General features: G+C 67.5%; 11 protein-coding genes, 1 tRNA gene and 1 pseudogene. 3 read left to right on the top strand and 10 right to left on the bottom strand.

Annotated features, from left to right (window positions below):
- Positions 1 to 3 precede the first annotated feature (3 nt).
- The 4 genes from AB3347_RS20535 to AB3347_RS20520 are packed head-to-tail and all read right to left on the bottom strand — an operon-like array spanning position 4 to position 4407.
- Positions 4 to 1185, bottom strand: a complete 1182-nt coding sequence (locus AB3347_RS20535; RefSeq protein ID WP_369093570.1) for an ABC transporter substrate-binding protein — start codon at positions 1183 to 1185, stop codon at positions 4 to 6.
- Entirely contained in the window at positions 1182 to 3398 is a 2217-nt protein-coding gene (locus AB3347_RS20530; protein ID WP_369093569.1) for an EAL domain-containing protein, read from the bottom strand. The genes AB3347_RS20535 and AB3347_RS20530 overlap by 4 nt, the downstream gene beginning before the upstream one ends.
- Positions 3395 to 3805 (bottom strand): PleD family two-component system response regulator, encoded by a 411-nt coding sequence (locus AB3347_RS20525; RefSeq protein WP_369093568.1) that lies wholly within the window; start codon positions 3803 to 3805, stop codon positions 3395 to 3397. Before AB3347_RS20525 ends, AB3347_RS20530 begins: the two co-directional genes overlap by 4 nt.
- Positions 3793 to 4407, bottom strand: coding sequence for a response regulator (locus AB3347_RS20520; protein WP_369093567.1), 615 nt, complete (start codon positions 4405 to 4407; stop codon positions 3793 to 3795). The genes AB3347_RS20525 and AB3347_RS20520 overlap by 13 nt, the downstream gene beginning before the upstream one ends.
- A 110-nt stretch (positions 4408 to 4517) precedes the next feature.
- Between AB3347_RS20520 and AB3347_RS20515 the strand changes: the two genes are divergently transcribed.
- Positions 4518 to 6083: a methyl-accepting chemotaxis protein gene (locus tag AB3347_RS20515; protein WP_369093566.1), complete on the top strand. Its 1566-nt coding sequence runs from the start codon at positions 4518 to 4520 to the stop codon at positions 6081 to 6083.
- 72 nt (positions 6084 to 6155) lie between these two features.
- On the opposite strand, the gene AB3347_RS20510 is transcribed toward AB3347_RS20515, so the two are convergent.
- From AB3347_RS20510 to AB3347_RS20500, 3 genes are all read right to left on the bottom strand, one after another.
- Positions 6156 to 9083: a TonB-dependent receptor gene (locus tag AB3347_RS20510; protein ID WP_369093565.1), complete on the bottom strand. Its 2928-nt coding sequence runs from the start codon at positions 9081 to 9083 to the stop codon at positions 6156 to 6158.
- Positions 9084 to 9441: 358 nt separating this feature from the next.
- Positions 9442 to 11436 (bottom strand): TonB-dependent receptor, encoded by a 1995-nt coding sequence (locus AB3347_RS20505; RefSeq protein WP_369093564.1) that lies wholly within the window; start codon positions 11434 to 11436, stop codon positions 9442 to 9444.
- Between the two features lie 111 nt (positions 11437 to 11547).
- Positions 11548 to 12789 carry a hypothetical protein gene (locus tag AB3347_RS20500; RefSeq protein ID WP_369093563.1) on the bottom strand — a complete coding sequence of 414 codons (1242 nt, stop codon included), beginning with the start codon at positions 12787 to 12789 and terminating at the stop codon, positions 11548 to 11550.
- 208 nt (positions 12790 to 12997) lie between these two features.
- On the opposite strand from AB3347_RS20500, the gene AB3347_RS20495 reads away from it, so the two are divergent.
- On the top strand, positions 12998 to 14056 hold the full coding sequence (locus tag AB3347_RS20495) for an AI-2E family transporter (protein WP_369093562.1): 1059 nt from the start codon (positions 12998 to 13000) through the stop codon (positions 14054 to 14056).
- Positions 14057 to 14093: 37 nt separating this feature from the next.
- Here the strand turns inward: AB3347_RS20495 and AB3347_RS20490 are convergent.
- Together AB3347_RS20490 and AB3347_RS20485 are read right to left on the bottom strand one after the other, a co-directional pair.
- Positions 14094 to 14345: pseudogene (locus AB3347_RS20490) on the bottom strand (SDR family NAD(P)-dependent oxidoreductase); the annotation flags it as partial.
- Positions 14346 to 14477: 132 nt separating this feature from the next.
- Positions 14478 to 14714, bottom strand: coding sequence for a hypothetical protein (locus tag AB3347_RS20485; protein WP_369093561.1), 237 nt, complete (start codon positions 14712 to 14714; stop codon positions 14478 to 14480).
- A gap of 117 nt (positions 14715 to 14831) precedes the next feature.
- On the opposite strand from AB3347_RS20485, the gene AB3347_RS20480 reads away from it, so the two are divergent.
- Positions 14832 to 16232, top strand: a complete 1401-nt coding sequence (locus AB3347_RS20480) for a PLP-dependent aminotransferase family protein (protein ID WP_369093560.1) — start codon at positions 14832 to 14834, stop codon at positions 16230 to 16232.
- A 67-nt stretch (positions 16233 to 16299) separates the two neighbouring features.
- On the opposite strand, the gene AB3347_RS20475 is transcribed toward AB3347_RS20480, so the two are convergent.
- Positions 16300 to 16373 (bottom strand) — tRNA-Cys (locus AB3347_RS20475).
- Between the last annotated feature and the right edge of the window lie 176 nt (positions 16374 to 16549).

Raw genomic sequence — 16549 nt, 5'->3', positions numbered from 1 at the left:
TGCTTATCTTTCGCTCAGCCGGGCCAGGCGGCCGTCGCGCGTGAACCTGGCCATGAATATGTCATCGGGCGACAATGCATCGTGTCTTCCCGGCGCGAACGGCCGGGCATAGTGCTTCACCAGACCGGTATGTGCGGGCAGGTTTTCGAGGGCGATGCGGATGCGCTTGCAGTCGGTGCTGCCGGCCCGGTCGATGGCGAGGGCCAGCAGGTGCATCAAGTCGTAGGCCTGCGCGAATCCGGCGCTCGAGACCCGCTCGACCGGCATGCCTTCGGTCCGTGCGGCCAGCCTGGCCAGTACCCGCCGGCGCGCGGGCGTCGACCTGTCGCCGAACGAAAAGCTCTGGACGACGGCGACGTCGACCTGGCCGAGCGCCGGGCCGGCCATCGCGAACAGGTCGCCGCCGGTGGCGCCGCCGTGCAGGGCGACCGGCAGCCTCTGGGCCGCGGGCAGCGCGGCGATCTCGCGCAGCATGCGCGCAGCTTCGCCTTCGTTCCCTACCAGGATCAGGCCGTCCGCTCCCGCCCCGCGCAAGGCCAGATAGTGCGGCAGCAAGGTCCGCTCGCCCCAGCTGTACCACTGTACCTGGTGCGCGGCTCCGGTCGCGGCGGAAAGGCGGCGCAGCGCCTCCACACTGCTCCTGCCCCAGGCCGTGGTCGGCGCCAGCAGGCCGATGGTGCGCACCGCATGCCGCCGGGCCAGGTAGCGGGCCATGGCCCCGATCGCCCAGCTGTCCTTGAGCGCGAGGCGGAAGGTCACGGCGGGCGTGCTGTCGTCGTCGGTCAAGGCATCTGCCGAGGACCAGGGCGCGAGCAGCGGGATGCCGGCCTGGCGGGCCAGTGGCGCCAGGTCAAGCAGTACCGGAGAAAATTTTCCTCCGAAGATAGCCACCAGGTCCGGCGCCTGCTGGAATTCCTGGAAGTTGCGTATTGCCCGCGCCGGGATCGAACGGTCGTCGCGCGCGATCAGCCGCAGCGGCCGACCGCCCAGCACCCCGCTGGCCGCATTGATGTCGGCCAGGGCCATGCGCAGGCCGAGTTCGATCGCCTGGGCGGAGGTGCTGCCCGACAGGCCGAACTCGGCCGTTAGCGCCACCGTGACCGGGGCTTGCGCCCGGGCCCGGATCGGCAGGGCGAACGGGAGCAGGCCGGCGCATGCCAACCATGACGCGGTGCGGCGCCTCATCGCAGCAGCGCGGCGATCTGCGCTGCGGGCACGGGCCGGGAAAACAGGTAGCCCTGCATTTCACCGCAACCCCATTCCTGCAGCAGGCTGGCCTGGGCTTCGGTTTCGACGCCTTCGGCGACCGAAGCCAGTCCGAGCGATTCCGCCAGTGCCAGGATGGCGCGCGGGATGGCGGCACCCTTGCCGCCCTCGCCCATCGCCAGCACGAACGAGCGGTCCACCTTGAGCCGGTCGACCGACAGCGCGTGGAGGCGGGCCAGGCTGGAATGCCCGGTGCCGAAATCGTCGACCGCGATGCCCACGCCCATCGCCGCCAACTGCACCAGTACCCTGGCCGCCTGGTCGACTTCCCCCATCAACTCGCTTTCCGTGACTTCGATCTCGAGCAGCCGGGGCGCGATGCCGCAGCGCTCGACGATCGCAGCGACCATGCTGCAGAAACCCGGTTCGCGCAGCTGGCGTCCGGCGATGTTGACCGCCATGCGGATCGGCCGCAAGCCCTGGCGCACCCATTCCGCCTGCTGGCGGCAGGCCTGCTCGAGCACCCAGGCCCCGATCTGGACGATCAGTCCGGTCTCTTCGGCGATCGGAATGAACTGGGCCGGCGAGACCTCGCCCTGCTCGGGCAGGCGCCAGCGCAGCAGCGCCTCGACCCCGGTCACTGCGCGCGTGACGCTGTCGACCTGGGGCTGGTAGACCAGCGAGAACTGCCTGCGCTCCAGCGCATGGCGCATGGCGCTGGCCAGCGAGAACCGCTCCAGGCGACGCCGGCTGAACTCGTCCTGGTAGATCTGGGTGGTGTCGCCGCCACGCTCGCGGGCCATGTCGACGGCGATCTCGGCGTTGCGCAGCAGCGCGCTGGCATCCTCGCCGTGCGCAGGAAAATAGGCGATGCCGCCGCTGAGCGTGACGTGGATGTCGCGCCCCTCCTGCAGCACCGGCAGCTCCAGCAGTCCGCGCAACTGGGCGGCCAGGCCTTCGAGGCTGCCCACCTCGCCGTCTTCGGCCAGCACGACGAACTCGTCGCCACCGAGGCGGGCCACCATCATGCGCTCGTCGGCCAGCCGGTCGAGGGAAGCGGCGACGACCGACAGCACGCGGTCGCCCGCATCGTGGCCGAGGGTATCGTTGATTTCACTGAAGTGGTCGATGTCGAATGCGAGGATGCCGAATGGCCGCCCGGCCTCGCGCCCGCGCTTGACCGCCTGCGCCAGGCGGTCGAGGAACAGGGCGCGGTTGGGCAGCTTGGTCAAGGCGTCGGTATGCACCAGGTAATCGATGCGTTCGTAGGCCTTGCGCGCGAACACCAGGTCGTAGAACAGCGCCACGTAGCCGCAGGTCCGGCCGGCGCCATCGCGATAGGCGCTGATATGCAACCACTCTTCGTACAATTCGCCGTTGCGGCGGCGGTTGCAGATCTCGCCCTGCCATTCGCCGGTGGTGTCGAGCGCTTCCGACAGCCGCGCATAATAGCCAGCGTCATGCCGGCCCGAACCGATGACCTTCGGTGTCTTGCCGATGACCTCGAAGGGCTCGTAGCCGGTCACCGCGGTAAAGCCGGTGTTGACGGCCAGGATCCGGCGCATGCCGTCCACCACCATCCATGCGTCGTTGCTGCCGGCGAAGACGTCCGCCAGCAGCATGTGCTGGACCGGGCGCTCGATCTCGCTGGGGTCTGCAGGACGCAGCAGGCAGTACATCGCTTCCGGCGAGGGATGATCCCCGCGCAGCGCATGCAGGATCAGCTGCGCATGCGGTCCGCTGCGCGCCTGCACCGGCAACCGGTCGACACGGCCGGCCATCCCAGCCAGCAAATCCTGCAGTTCCATGTCGATGCATCGGTCGCCGGATACCTGCACGAAAGATGAGAGCGGCTTGCCCGTCAGCGCGGCGACAGGCAGTCCGAACAGCTTTTCCGACTGGCCGGTCGCGTGGGTGATTCGGCCGGCCTGGTCGAGCACGAAGAAACCGAAACTGCCCAGGCTACGCAACATGCTGTCGAAGCTGTCGCGCAGGCGCGATGCCATTGCGCGCTCGGGATTGCTCCAGGACTCCCGCTTGCGCAGGGCCCACAGCTCGGCAACGACCGCCGAGAATTCCTCGGCGAAGCGCTCGACCTGCTCCGCCAGGGCTGCCGCGGCCCCGCCCTCGTCCCAGGTCGCCTCGGGCAGGCGATCGCCCTCGGCGCCGTGTACTGCTGGAGCGACCATCATGTTTTCTCCCTTCCCCTGCACGCCGTGTCCAGGTGCGTCAGCAGTGCGAGCGGGCTGAACGGCTTGACGAAGTAGGCATCGGCGCCCGCCGCGCTGCCCAGCGCGATATCGTTCTGCTGCCCGCGCGCGGTGACCATGACGATATGCACGGCTTGCATCCCGGGCAGGGCCTTGATGCGCCGGCACAGTGCGAATCCATCGGTTTCACCCGGCATCATGACGTCGAGGATGATCACGTCGGGCCGCTCGGCGGCGATCGCCGCCAGCGCTTCGGCGGCATCGCCGGCTTCGCGCACGCGGTACTGGCGGCGCAAGGCCAGCCCGACGAGGCGGCGCAAGGCCACGTGGTCGTCGACCACCAGCACGCTCGGCGCATTCGCCGGCAAGGATGGGCTCAGCTCAGGCATTCGACTTGCTCCATCTTCGCCAGCAGGGTCTCGACCATGGCGCGGATCTGCCCGAAGGGCACCGGCTTCGGCAGGACGGCAATCCCCTGGGGCACGCCGCCGCGCTCCGCAATTTCCTCGGGACTCAGGCCGGTGACCACGACAATTTCCATGCCTTCACGAAATGGCGAATACGCCAGCGTCTGCAACATCCGGAAGCCATCCATGCCGGGCATGTGCAAGTCCAGGATCAGGAGGTCGGGCGTCTCGCGCCCGATCCGTAGCAGGCCTTCGTAGCCGTTTCCGGCCACGGCCAGGCTGACCGGCAGCTGCCAGGATGCGATGCGCATCTTGTACAGCTTGAGCAGCACATTGTCGTCCTCGACGACCAGGATGCGCACGCGCGCCTGCCCCTGCTCCGCAGCGGGTGCAGCAGCTGCGCCGGGTTTCTCGGCAAGCAGCTTTTCGACCGAGGTGCGCGCAATGCGCCGATGTCCGCCATCCGTCTTCCAGGCCTCGAGCAAGCCGCTCTCGACCCACAACTGGGCAGTCCTGAGCGACACGCCAAGCAACTGGGCGGCCTCGCGGGTCGTGCAAAACACGGTGTTATTGCTGAAAGGCATTTTGTCGTTTCAACATCTTTCTAGATTGAAAGCAGATTATCATTTATTATCATTTTAGGCAATTTTTACCATATTGGAGAAGCGCGTTGTTTTTGTAAGGAGACATACCTGTGGCATTCAAGAACCTGAAAATTGGTGCGCGCCTGGCTTGCGCCTTTGCATCCATCATTATCTTGATCTGCGTTACCGCCTTCACGGGCTGGGCTTCGCTCACCCGGGCCGACCGGGATATCACGCAGATCGTGGAGCATAATGATCGCAAGACCACCCTGCTCAACAGCATGATCGACGATCTCAACATCGTCGCCCGTGCAGTCCGCAATTACCTGCTGTACGAGGACGAAGCCATGCGCACGCTGCAGAGGGAACGCGTGGCCGAGGCGCGCCAGGAGTTCGACCGCGCGTTCGCGGAACTCGAGCGGCTCGCCAGGACCGATCGGGAGCGCCAGCGCCTTGGACCGCTGGCGCAGCTCCGCGACAGCGTGCGCCCGCTCTTCAACCAGGTGTTTTCCATGGTCGACGCCGGCCAGGCCGCCGAAGCCACGCGTTTCCTGCGCAATTCGGTGCAGGCGCCGCAGGACCGCTGGTTTGCCGAGATGTATGCCCTGATCGAGGAAGAGAATGCGCAGACCAGGGAGGCGGTCACGCACCTGCAGGCCAGCTTCGACACTGCGGAACAGATCATCGCGACGGTCTTGCTGGTGTCGGTCGCCGCCGCCGTCTGCATGGCCATGTGGATCACCCGCTCGATCACCGCTCCGCTCGGCCGGGCCGTGGAGGTGGCACGTACGGTCGCCGCCGGCGACCTCAGCGCCCGCATCGAGGTCGCCAGCCGGGACGAAACCGGTGAACTGATGGCGGCGCTACGGGACATGAACGGCAGCCTGGTCAAGATCGTCGGCGAAGTCCAGCAGGGCACCCACGTCATCGCGTCGGCCGCCACCCAGATCGCGATGGGCAACATGGACCTGTCGTCGCGCACCAACGAACAGGCGGCCGCGCTCGAGGAAACCGCATCGTCGATGGTAGAACTCACGTCCACGGTGCGGCAGAACGCGGACAATGCGCAGCAGGCCAAGCAGCTCGCCCTGTCGGCCTCCGCGATCGCGCAGCAAGGCGGTTCCCTGGTTGGCCAGGTCGTCGACACGATGGAAACGATCAATGCCTCGGCACGACGGATCGTCGACATCATCGCCGTCATCGACGGCATCGCGTTCCAGACCAACATCCTTGCACTCAATGCGGCCGTGGAAGCGGCGCGGGCCGGCGAGCAGGGGCGCGGGTTCGCGGTCGTCGCTTCCGAGGTCCGCAACCTGGCGCAACGCGCCGCCGCCGCCGCCAAGGAGATCAAGACGCTCATCGACGACTCGGTGGAAAAGGTCGCGTCCGGCACCGAGCTGGTTGCACAGGCCGGCAACACCATGCGCGACCTGGTCGACAGCGTGGGCCGTGTCACCGGAATCATCGGCGAAATCTCGGTCGCCAGCCTCGAACAGAGCGCCGGCATCGAGCAGACCAATCGGGCGGTGACGCACATGGACGGCTTCACGCAGCAGAACGCGGCCCTGGTCGAGGAAGCGGCCGCCGCCGCCGGCGCCTTGCAGGAGCAGGCAGACGGGCTGTCGCGCCTGGTCGGCCAGTTCAAGGTCGCCCGTACGCCCGCACTGCTGCAGTAAGCGGCCGCGCGCGGCACTGCTGCACGCGGCCGCTCGTGCGCAGGGAAACCCCTGCGCACACCACCTGTCGGCTTAGAACTTGTACTCGACCGACACGCGGTACACGCGGCCCATCATGTCCGCCAGGCTGGTCAGGTAACCGCCGCTGTAGATGGTGTTGGCAGTGAGCGGCGGCCACTCTTCCGTGATGTTGTTCACGCCCAGCGACACGGTGGTGTTCCTGATGCCCGTGTAGCGCACGTTCAGGTTGAACTGGCTGTACGATTCCACCTCGGTCAGGGTCGAGCCGGCACGCGGGGTCAGGTCGGTCAGCGCGGTGTTGAAGCGCTGCGACAGGGTCGCCTTCCAGTCGCCGGTGCTGTAGGTGACCGCGGCGGTGTACTTCCAGCGCGGGTTCACCTGCGGCATGCCGGCCAGGCCCGAGTTCGGACCGGCGCTGCCGTAGCGGCCGTCGTTGGTGATGATGCCGACGTTGCTCATCCATGGGCCGCCGCGCTCGCTCTGGAACTCGTACTTGTGGTACCAGGTGGCGTCCAGCTTCGCATCGAAGCTGCCGATGCTGGTCGTCGGGAAGCGGTAGCTGCCCGAGAAGTCGGCGCCGCGGATGCGGGTCTGGCCGCGGTTGGCCTGGCTGGCGATGATGTAGTCGATGGTGCCGTCGGCGCGGCGGTTGATGAAGCTCTCGTACTTCGCCGGGTTCTGCTGGATTTCGGCGATCGAGACCGCGCCCAGCACGTCACGCAGTTTCAAGCCCCAGTAGTCGACGGTCAGCGAAAGGTTCTTGATCGGCTCCAGGCCGATGCCCAGGTTGAAGCCGCGCGATTTCTCGGGCTTCAGGTGGGTGTTGTTCGGCGACTTGGTCCAATAGGTGGTCTGGACGTTGCAGACCTGGTCGGCGGTATAGCCCGGCGACGGGGTGCCGGTGCCGGCCACCAGCGGCTGGGTACTGCGGCACAGGACCGGGTCGTCCATCACCTGGGTGCGTACTTCCGGGGTCGGATTCTGGATGTCCATGATCGACGGCGCACGGAAGCCGCTCGACACCGAACCGCGCAGCACCATCTGCTGCATCGGCTGCCAGCGGGCCGCCAGCGCCGGATTCACCGTGGTCTGCTTCAGGTCGTCGTAATGGTCGGCGCGCACCGAACCGTTGAGCAGGAAGCTCCTGGTGATCGGGGCATCGACTTCCAGCACCAAGGACGAGATCTGGCGCTTGAGCTTCTTGGCCACGCCCTGCGGCACTTCGCCCACCAGGTCGGTCTGGGTCACGTTGCCCGAGGCATCGATCGCGTAGCTGCCGTCAGCCTTCTTCAGCACGTAGTCGAGCGGCGCGTTGAAGGTGCGCGCCGAGTCTTCGCGCAGTTCGGCGGACAGCGCCAGGATCATGTCGCCGCCGCCCAGTTCCCAGACCGGGCGGGTGACGGTCAGGTCGACGCTCTTGTTGAAGGCCTTGTTCAGGCGGTAGGTGTAGTCCTCGGCCTGGATGCTGCGCAGGTAGGCGACGCCGGCCGCGTCCTGCGGTCCGAAGGGGTTCAGGATGCCCTTGTCGAAGCCTTCCTGGGCCTTCGAGTACAGGATGTAGCCTTCGCCCACGCGGGTGTCGCGCTTCGACTGGCCGTAATTCAGGCCGGCGCGGTAGTCCCAGCCCATCACTTCGCCCTCGGCCGACAGCACGATGCGGTCGTTGTGCTGCTCGTCGTTGCGGTAGGCCGGTCCGAGTTCGCCCGGGCCCCACTGGAAGTAGATCGCGCGGTTGTTCATGTTCAGGTCACTGACCGCGCCGGGCGTCTTGGCCGGATCGATGTACATGACCGGGGTGTTGGCGCCGGTATTGCTGCCGACGACCTTCGGCAGCGGGGTAATGCCCTTGCCCGGATAGAAGCGGCTGGTCGATGCCAGCGAATAGGTGGTGAAGGGCTGGTTCGACCCCGCCACCTGCATGCCGCGGAACTTCTGCACGGTGAACTCGGAGTGCAGCACGTCGAGGTCGATCTTGTGGCCGCCGGCGATGTTCCAGCTGGCGCGGCCGGCGACCGTGGTGATCTCGCTGCCGTCGGTGACGGCGGTCCAGAACAGCGGGTTGCGGCTGCAGCCCGGCGCATAGGTCGGCGGATTGTTCAGGCTGGCGTTGCCGAGGGTCGGCAGCGACCAAGGCGAGGCGCAGCCGCTGGCGAAGTTGGGGTTGAAGTTGGAGTTGGCATTGCGGGCGAAGCCGAAGTTGGCCAGCGGGTTCGGGTTGCGCGCGTCCGGCGTGATGCCCAGGCCCAGCGTGCGCAGCACGGCCGGGTCGTGCTGCTCCGGACGGTCGCCCTGGAACAGCGCATCCTTCTTCTGGTGGTCGACCGCGATGTAGGCGTTCCAGCCGTCTTCGTTCAGCTTGCCCCAGCCGGCGATCGCGCCGATGCTCTTGGTGGTGCCGCCGCCGCTCAGCTCCGGACGCGCATATTCCGCCTTCACCGAAGCGCCGGTGTAGCCGCGCTTGGTCCAGTAGTTCTGCACCCCGCCGATCGCGTCGGCGCCATAGATCGAGGCGCCGCCGCCGTTCAGGGTCTCGACGCGGTCGAGCGCCATGCGCGGAATCACGTTGACCGAGACGTACTGGTCTTGCAGCGGCTCGTTCGCCAGGCGGCGGCCGTTCAGCAGCGACAGCGTGCGCATCGGGCCGAGGCCACGCAGGTTGGTCACGGGACCGGCCGCGCCCGAGTTGGTGCCGAGCGAGAGCGACTGCGGCTGTTCCAGCACGAAGTCCTTCAGTTCGGTATGGCCGCGCGCTTCCAGTTCCTGCGCCTTGACGGTGGTGACGGGCGTCGTGCCCTCGTCGTCGACGCGGCGGATCAGCGAGCCGGTCACGACCACGGCCTGCGGCGCGGTGCTGACCTGCGGCGCGTCAGGAGTGGCCGGGGCCTGGGCTTGCGCCTGCGCCGTCAGCTGGAACAGGGCCAGGCTGACCGCGCTGGCGAGCTGCGCACGGCGAGGGGTCGGAACAAAGTACTGGTGCATTCACGTCTCCTATGTTTTTGTAAGAATTGATATGACCAAACTACTAACTGGTCAGGCCACCATGCTGGAAAAGCTGCGTACCTCACCTTCAATTCCTGGCTCTCCAGAGCGGCTTTCTAAGAATTGATATGACCGCATTATAAATTGGTCCGGCCACTTTATTGCAACAAATATTTACGCGAAACGAAACCGCGCAGGAACAACGCGGTTCTCCGATCACGAGATTGTTGCGATTTGGTAAGAAAGGGGGGATGAGACACAGCACGCCAGGCGCCTGTGGAGCCGCTGCTGCATTGGATGGACGGGCAAAAAGAAGGCCGGCTTGCGCCGGCCTGCTTCTGTCCGGAAGCTGCCTGGTCTAGAAGTCGACCGACAGGTAGGCCGAGGCGAGCCGGCCATTGATGACGTCATAGGCCCCTGCTCCGCGCAGTTCCAGGCCATAGGTGTCGAACAGGTTGCTCACCGCCACCCGCAGCGATGCCGGACGCCCGGCAAGCTTGAAGCGGTAGCGGCCGCTCAGCGCAGCCAGCGTGCGCGCCGGAAGGGCGACCCGGTTGTCGACGGTGGCGGTGACGGCGCCGCTGTGCGAGGCCGTCAGGTCGAGCGACAGGCCCTCGACCCAGGGCGTGCGCCAGTCCAGGTTGAGTTCGACGCTGCGCGGGCTCATGCCGACCGGACGTGCGCCCACCCTGCCCAGCCGCACCCCCTCGCCGGTGGCGCGCGGGCGCGACAGGACCGCGCCGGCCACGACGTTCAGGCGCGGACCCAGGGCGCCCGCCAGCGACAGCTCGAGGCCGCGGTTCTGCACGTCCCCCAGCTGGGCGTAGCGGTTGGCGGCATCGAAATTGAAATACGGCTTGCGCAGCTCGAACACGGTCGCGACCAGCTTCACGCCCGGGCCCACGGCATAGCGCAGGCCGAGGTCGCCCTGCGTGGTGCGGATCGCCGGCAGCAGTTCGTTGCGGTTGAGCGCATTGCTCGGCGCAACGCCGCTTTCTTCCAGTCCGCGCGTGAAGCTGCCGAACACCGCCAGATTCGGCGTGACGGTGACTGCCGTCGACACGTTGTACAGCCACGGCTTGTCCGCGGCGGTGGCCAGCGGCAGGCCGGGCTTGTGCAGGCGCTTGCGGTAGTCGGTTTTCTGCAGGCTGAAGCCGAGCTCGCCCACATTGCGCCAGCGCCCGTCGTAGGCCAGGCCGCCGGTCCACTGGCGGGTGCGGTCGCGGGTCTGCTCGCCGAACACGAAGGCCGGCGGCGGCGCCTCGTAGGGCGCGTCGACCGTGGTGCGCCCCAGGTCGAACACCTGCGAGCCGTCGTAGCGGCGCTGGCGGTCGCGCCCGCGCACGCTCAGGTGCACCTGATGCAGGCGCGGGCCTTCGGCGAGCGTGCGCGTCGCGCGCAGCTCGCCGCTGGTGGACGCGTTCTGCGCCGGGGGATCGGCGATCAGCCGCCGGTTGGCGCGGCCGTCCGGCGTCACGCCGGTCAGGAGGTGGGTGAAGGCCTGGTGGTCGGCCACCGTCGAACGGAACAGGCCGGCGCGCAGCACCCAGTGCGCCCCGGCCTGCCAGGTGGCCAGGCTGCCGGCGTTGGTCATGGTGCTGCGGTAGTCGGCCCACGCGGGTCCCAGGAAGCGGCGCCGCGCAATCCGCGGCGGCAGCTTGCCGCCTTCGGGCAGGTAGCTCGGCGCCTTTTCGTCGTCGTAGGTTTCGGCGCGGTGCCAGAACGGGACGATCTCGAGCGCCGCCACCGGTTGCCAGCGCAGGCTCAGGGCGGCATTGCGAAAGCGCGCGTCGGTGCCGTTGGGGTATTCGTTGGTGCCGCCGGCGGCGCCGACGCCCAGGCTCAGGCTGCGCCCGAGCAGCGGCAGTTCGGCATCGGCCTCGGCATAGGCCGCGCCGTAGCTGTCGCCGCCCGTCACCACGGCAAGCCTGGCCTGCTCGCCCGGCTTGCGGAAGCTGTAGTCGACGATGCCGGTGGGCGCCGGGAAGGGATAGCCCTGGGCCGAGATGCCGACCCGGATGTTGGTGGAGCGCCGGATGCGCGAGCTCAGGCCCCACACCTGGTCGAAGTACAGGCCTTCGATACGCGCATTGCCCGCCGCGACCGGCGAGAAACCGCGCACGCTCGACGAGTTGTACAGGCCGATCGACTCGCGTCCGACGCTGGTGCCGAAGGCATCCTCGGCCTGGCGCACGGCGTTTTCGTCGCTGCGGCCCTGCGCTTCGCGCTGGCCGGGCTTGGCGTCGGAAACGGCCGCCTTTGCCGCCGGGTCTGTGGCGGGAACGGCGGTCTGGGCCCAGGCGGGCATCGCGACCAGCGCCAGCAGGACGGTCGAGCTGAGGGGTTTCGGCATAGAGGAAGTTGCGGAGCGGAAAGCTCGGCATTATCCATTATTGATAGATTACTATCAACAAGGACCTTGAACGCCGCCCGCGCGGGCCCTGCCCCGTCCGTCCCCCGTGCGTCAGAAGCTCAGCGTGACACTGCGCGGGCAGTGATCGCTGGTGTCGATGCGCTGGTCCGGCGCCCGCACCACCGCCGTCTTGCGCGAGCCGAGATCGGCCGGCTGGCGCGCCGCCAGTGCGCCGCTGAGCACGATGTGATCCAGGCCCGAGAAGCCCTTGCAGCCCGCCTCGACGCCGGTCAGGAGCACCTGCTGCAGCGACCTGCCGCCGTCGTTCAGCTCCTGCCACAGGTAGCGCGTGGCCACCTTGCCGTCCTTGTCCTGGGCCGGCACGCCGGCCGGATTGCTGCCGTCCGCGCGCACCTGTTCCGGGCGGATGCCCGCCGCCGCCTCTTCGTCGATGCGGCGGTTGAAATCGCCCAGCAGCACGTAGTCGGGGCTGCGCTTGGCCACGCCGTCGAGCCAGCGCTCGAGCGGGGCGACCTGGCGGTTCAGGACCTGGCAGGCCGGCGCCGGATCGTCGAGCAGGCGCGCCTGGTACACCGGCGTCGGCACGATGTTGGCGCAGCCGGACTTCAGGTGCACGTTCAGGAAGCTGATCGGGCGGCCGGCCACCTTCAGTTCGAGCGCCAGGCCCGGACGGACCTTGCGCGCGTCCGGATCGGCCGGGTTGTCGACCACCGCCATGCCGGTGTCCACGCTGCAGCGGCCGTCCTGGCCCAGGCCACGGTCCCAGGCGAAGGCCAGGGTCTGGAAGCCGTCGTGCGGCGCGTCGCACACGCCGAAGCGCGCGGCATGGCGTCCGAGCAGCTGCTTGACCACTTCGGCCGACCGCACTTCCTGGAAGGCCAGCACGCGCACCCCTTCGGTCTCGATCAGCCTGTCGATGGTGGCCTGCAGGCCGGCCAGCTTGGCGGCGTAGTCGCTACTCGTCAGCGCCACCGGCGCGCCGCGGCCCTGGTAGGCGTTACACGGCGCCATCATGGCGGCCTGCGCGCGCCCGCCCGCCAGGCGTTCGGTATCGGCCACGCACTGGCGCGCCACCTGCACCGCCTCGTCGGTGATGGACGCCTGCCCCGGCTGGCGGCGCGGACGCGTGTCGCACCAGGACACGGTCTTGCAGACCGCGTTCTGGCGATCGAAATCCTGCTGCGAACCGGCCCAGGCCAGGTTGAAGGAGGCGACGCCGATCCGGGCCGGCGCCGCGCTCGGCGCGGCCGCGGCAGGATCGGCGGCGTGGGCGGCCGGGGTGGCGAGGAGCGCGGCCAGCAAGGCGAACGACATCGGCTTCAGGGTAGGCATCGGATTTTTCATCGGTTGGGCGCCGATCGACGATGCGACCGGCCGGGGTGCTAGGGAAGGATCGGGTTTGCGTGCGGCTCGAAACAGCAGCAGGGATTATCGCGGAGTCTGGCCTTTGCAGCAATGGCCGGGCAGCGGCGCGGAAGTTCGGGTTCCCAATATTGATAGAGTATCATCAAGATCCAGTGACCTTTACTCCTCACTATCGATGAAACAATTCACCCTGACGCAAAACTCCTTCCTGGTCCTGCTGGCCCTGGTGACCCTGGCCTTCCTGTGGATCCTGCTGCCTTTCTCGGGCGCCGTGTTCTGGGGCGTGGTGCTGGCGATCGTGTTCGCCCCGCTGCACGCCCGCCTGTTCGCCGCCTTCGGCCAGCGCCAGAACGTCGCGGCCCTGGTCACCCTGATGCTGATCATCCTGATGGTGATCCTGCCGGTGACCCTGATCGCTGCGGCGCTGGTCGACCAGGCGCTTGGCCTGTACGCCATGATCAGCGGCGGCCAGCTCGACTTCGACGCCCTGCTCAAGCGCGCGGTGGCCGGCCTGCCGCGCTGGGCCGGCGCGCTGTTCGACCGCTACGAGTCGACCATCATGGACACCCTGCAGGACAAGCTCAGCGCCGGCATCGCCCAGGCCAGCCAGCTGGCGGCGCGCTACACCCTCAACATCGGACGCAATGCGCTCGATTTCCTGGTCAGCGTGACCGTCATGCTGTACCTGCTGTTCTTCCTGTTCCGCGACGGCCGCCGCATCGCGGCGCGCATCAAGCGCGCGGTGCCGCTGAGCTCACACTACAAGAAGCCTTTGTTCGACAATTTCGTCACCGTGATCCGCGCCACCGTGAAAGGCAACGTGCTGGTGGCGGTCGCGCAGGGCGCGCTGGGCGGCCTGATCTTCTGGTTCCTGGACGTGCCGGGACCGGTGCTGTGGGGCGTGGTGATGGCCTTCCTGTCGCTGCTGCCGGCGGTCGGCGCGGCCATCATCTGGGGTCCGGTGGCGGCCTACTTCCTGTTCACCGGCGCGGTCTGGCAAGGCGCCATCCTGGCCCTCTACGGCGTGCTGGTGATCGGGCTGGTCGACAATCTGCTGCGCCCGATCCTGGTCGGCAAGGACACCAAGCTGCCGGACTACCTGGTGCTGCTGTCCACCATCGGCGGCATGGCGCTGTTCGGCCTGAACGGCTTCGTGATCGGTCCCGTGATCGCGGCGCTGTTCATCGCGGCCTGGAGCCTGTTTGCGAACGCCGACGAGTTCCACGACGAGTGAGGCGCGGGAGCGGTGCTTATTGGTGCGGCTGGCCGTTCTAGGCCGTCAGGCCGGCATCCACCGGCAGGTTGACGCCGGTAATCAGGCGCGCGTCCTCGCTGGCCAGGAAGGCCATCGCTGCCGCAACGCCATCCGCATCTTCCGGCGCGCCGAGCGGCATGCGCTCCCTGAACCTGGCGACCAGTTCCGGGTCGCTCAGCATGTCCTCGGTCATGCCCGTCGCCGTAAAGCTCGGATTGACCGCATTCACCCGCACGCCATCCTTGGCCGCATCCATCGCCATCGCGCGCACCATGCGCGGATGGCTGGTCCGCCGTGCAAGCCGGCGCCATGGCCGGGATCGGCGCACGACACGCGACCCGACCATATCACAGCGGTATGAAGCCGGCTTTTCCATGCGGACAGGCAAGCCGTGCGGCCATCATGGAAGGGCCATGTCCAGGCCGAGCCTCCTGACCAGGTAGAAGGTCAGGAGCCCCAGTCCCAGCAGCGACAGCACGAAGATGGCGACCACCTTGCCGGCCGCTCCCAGCAGGGCGCGCCTGTCCATCTGCTTCCCCTTCTTCCCCTGGTCGTAATGCCACTTGATGGCGAAGAACATGCCCGTGCACAAGGCGAGAACCTTGAACGTACCAGCGACGATAGGAAACCAATCCATAATGTTGAACCAATGCAGATGAGAGAGGAGGCAAGCCCGCAGCTGCCATGCAAGGATGGCGTTGCTGCGCGTTCCAAGGCATTCTACTTCGAAGCAATTTCCATACATTGAGACAAAATGTCCCAGTTGAAAACCAACCAAGATGCTGACCTGCCGATCTGGTTGCCGCGCCTGGCCGTGCACGGCGGGCCGCGTTTCCTGCAGATTGCGGATGCCTTGCAGTCGGCAGTGGCAGACGGATCGCTGAAACCGGGCGACCGCCTGCCGCCGCAGCGCCGCTTGGCCGCCCAGCTGGACGTCGACCTGACGACGGTCACCCGCGCCTATGACGAAGCCAGGCGCCGCCACCTGCTGGAGGGCCGCGGTGCGCGCGGCACCTATGTCGCGGCGCCAAAAGTCGAGTTGAGCCCGGTGCTCGACCTGAGCATGAATACCCCGCCGCCGCCGGATGGCGTGGACTTCGACGACATGTTGAAACAGGGCCTGGCCCAGGTGCTGATGCGGGCGGACAATGCCTTGCTGATGACCTACCAGCTGGGAGGGGGCAGCGATTCCGACCGCAAGGCGGGCGCCAGATGGCTCGCACCGATGTTCGGGCAGCTCGATGCCGGACAGGTCCTGGTCTGTCCGGGTGCGCAAGCAGCGATCGCCGCCTTGATCCTTGCGCTGACCGAGCCCGGCGACGTCATCCTGGCCGAGCCGGCGAGCTATCCCGGCTTGCGTACCGCGGCAAGCCAGTTCGGCCGGCGCGTCGTTGCCGTCGGCGCGGACCAGCACGGGATGCTGCCCGAGTTGCTCGAGCAAGCCTGCCGCGCGCACCAGCCCGGACTGGTCTACCTCAATCCGACGCTGCAGAACCCGACCGCGGTCACCTTCCCGGAACGCCGCCGCAAGGAACTTGCCGCCGTCGCGAGGCGCTGCAATGTGCGCATCGTCGAAGACGACCCGTACTGGCTCCTGGCCGACGCCCCACCGCCGCCCATCGCCACGTTTGCTCCGGAACAGGTCTACTACGTCTCGACCCTGTCGAAATGCCTGACGCCCGGCCTGCGCGTCGCTTTCGTGCTGGTCCGCGATCCGCAGGAACGGGAACGCTTCCTGGTCGCGCTGCGATCGTTCGCGCTGATGGCCGCGCCCTTGAGCGCAGCGCTGGCCACGCAGTGGATCCTCGACGGTTCGGCCGGCGCATTGATGGAAGGCGTGCGCAGGGAAGCGCGCCTGCGCCACCGGATGGCGCGCGATATTCTCGCCGGCCGCTACAGCGGCACTGGAGACGGGCTGCATGTCTGGCTCGCGTTGCCGGCGTATTGGAACCCGTCCCAGCTGGCGCATGCGGCCGACCGCGAGGGCATCGCGGTGACGCCGGCCGAGGCTTTCGCCACCGGCGCTGCTTCGGTAAACGCGATCCGGATATCCCTGGGCAGCACCCGGGACCGCGCCCGCCTGCAGGCGGCCCTGCAGCGGCTGTCGCAACTGCTGGCGCGACGGCCCGAGTCGTTCGGCGCCGCGGTGGTCTAGATGAGGGGCTAGATGGGGGTCTGGGTGAGGGATGAACCAGCCCGATGCGGGCTGGATTCCTGGGTTCTGGAGGCGAGGACAGGAATCGAACCTGTCTTGGCGGCGTTGCAGGCCGCTGCATAACCTCTTTGCTACCTCGCCAGGACCAATTCTAGGCCACGGGCCAGATTCGGTATTGGGCGGCGTCAATGCCATCTTTGTTTACCCAGGGCGATCAGCATGAATGTCGCGCTGCAGCCTTGGACGCGGATCACATTACTGCGGCGCGCGCAGCGCTATCCGGCTGCCGGTTCGTCGACCATGCTGTACCAAGCGTG

It is taken from the genome of Massilia sp. X63 (assembly GCF_041023745.1).
Taxonomy (GTDB): domain Bacteria; phylum Pseudomonadota; class Gammaproteobacteria; order Burkholderiales; family Burkholderiaceae_D; genus Telluria.
This window is presented reverse-complemented; position numbering and strand designations above follow the sequence as displayed.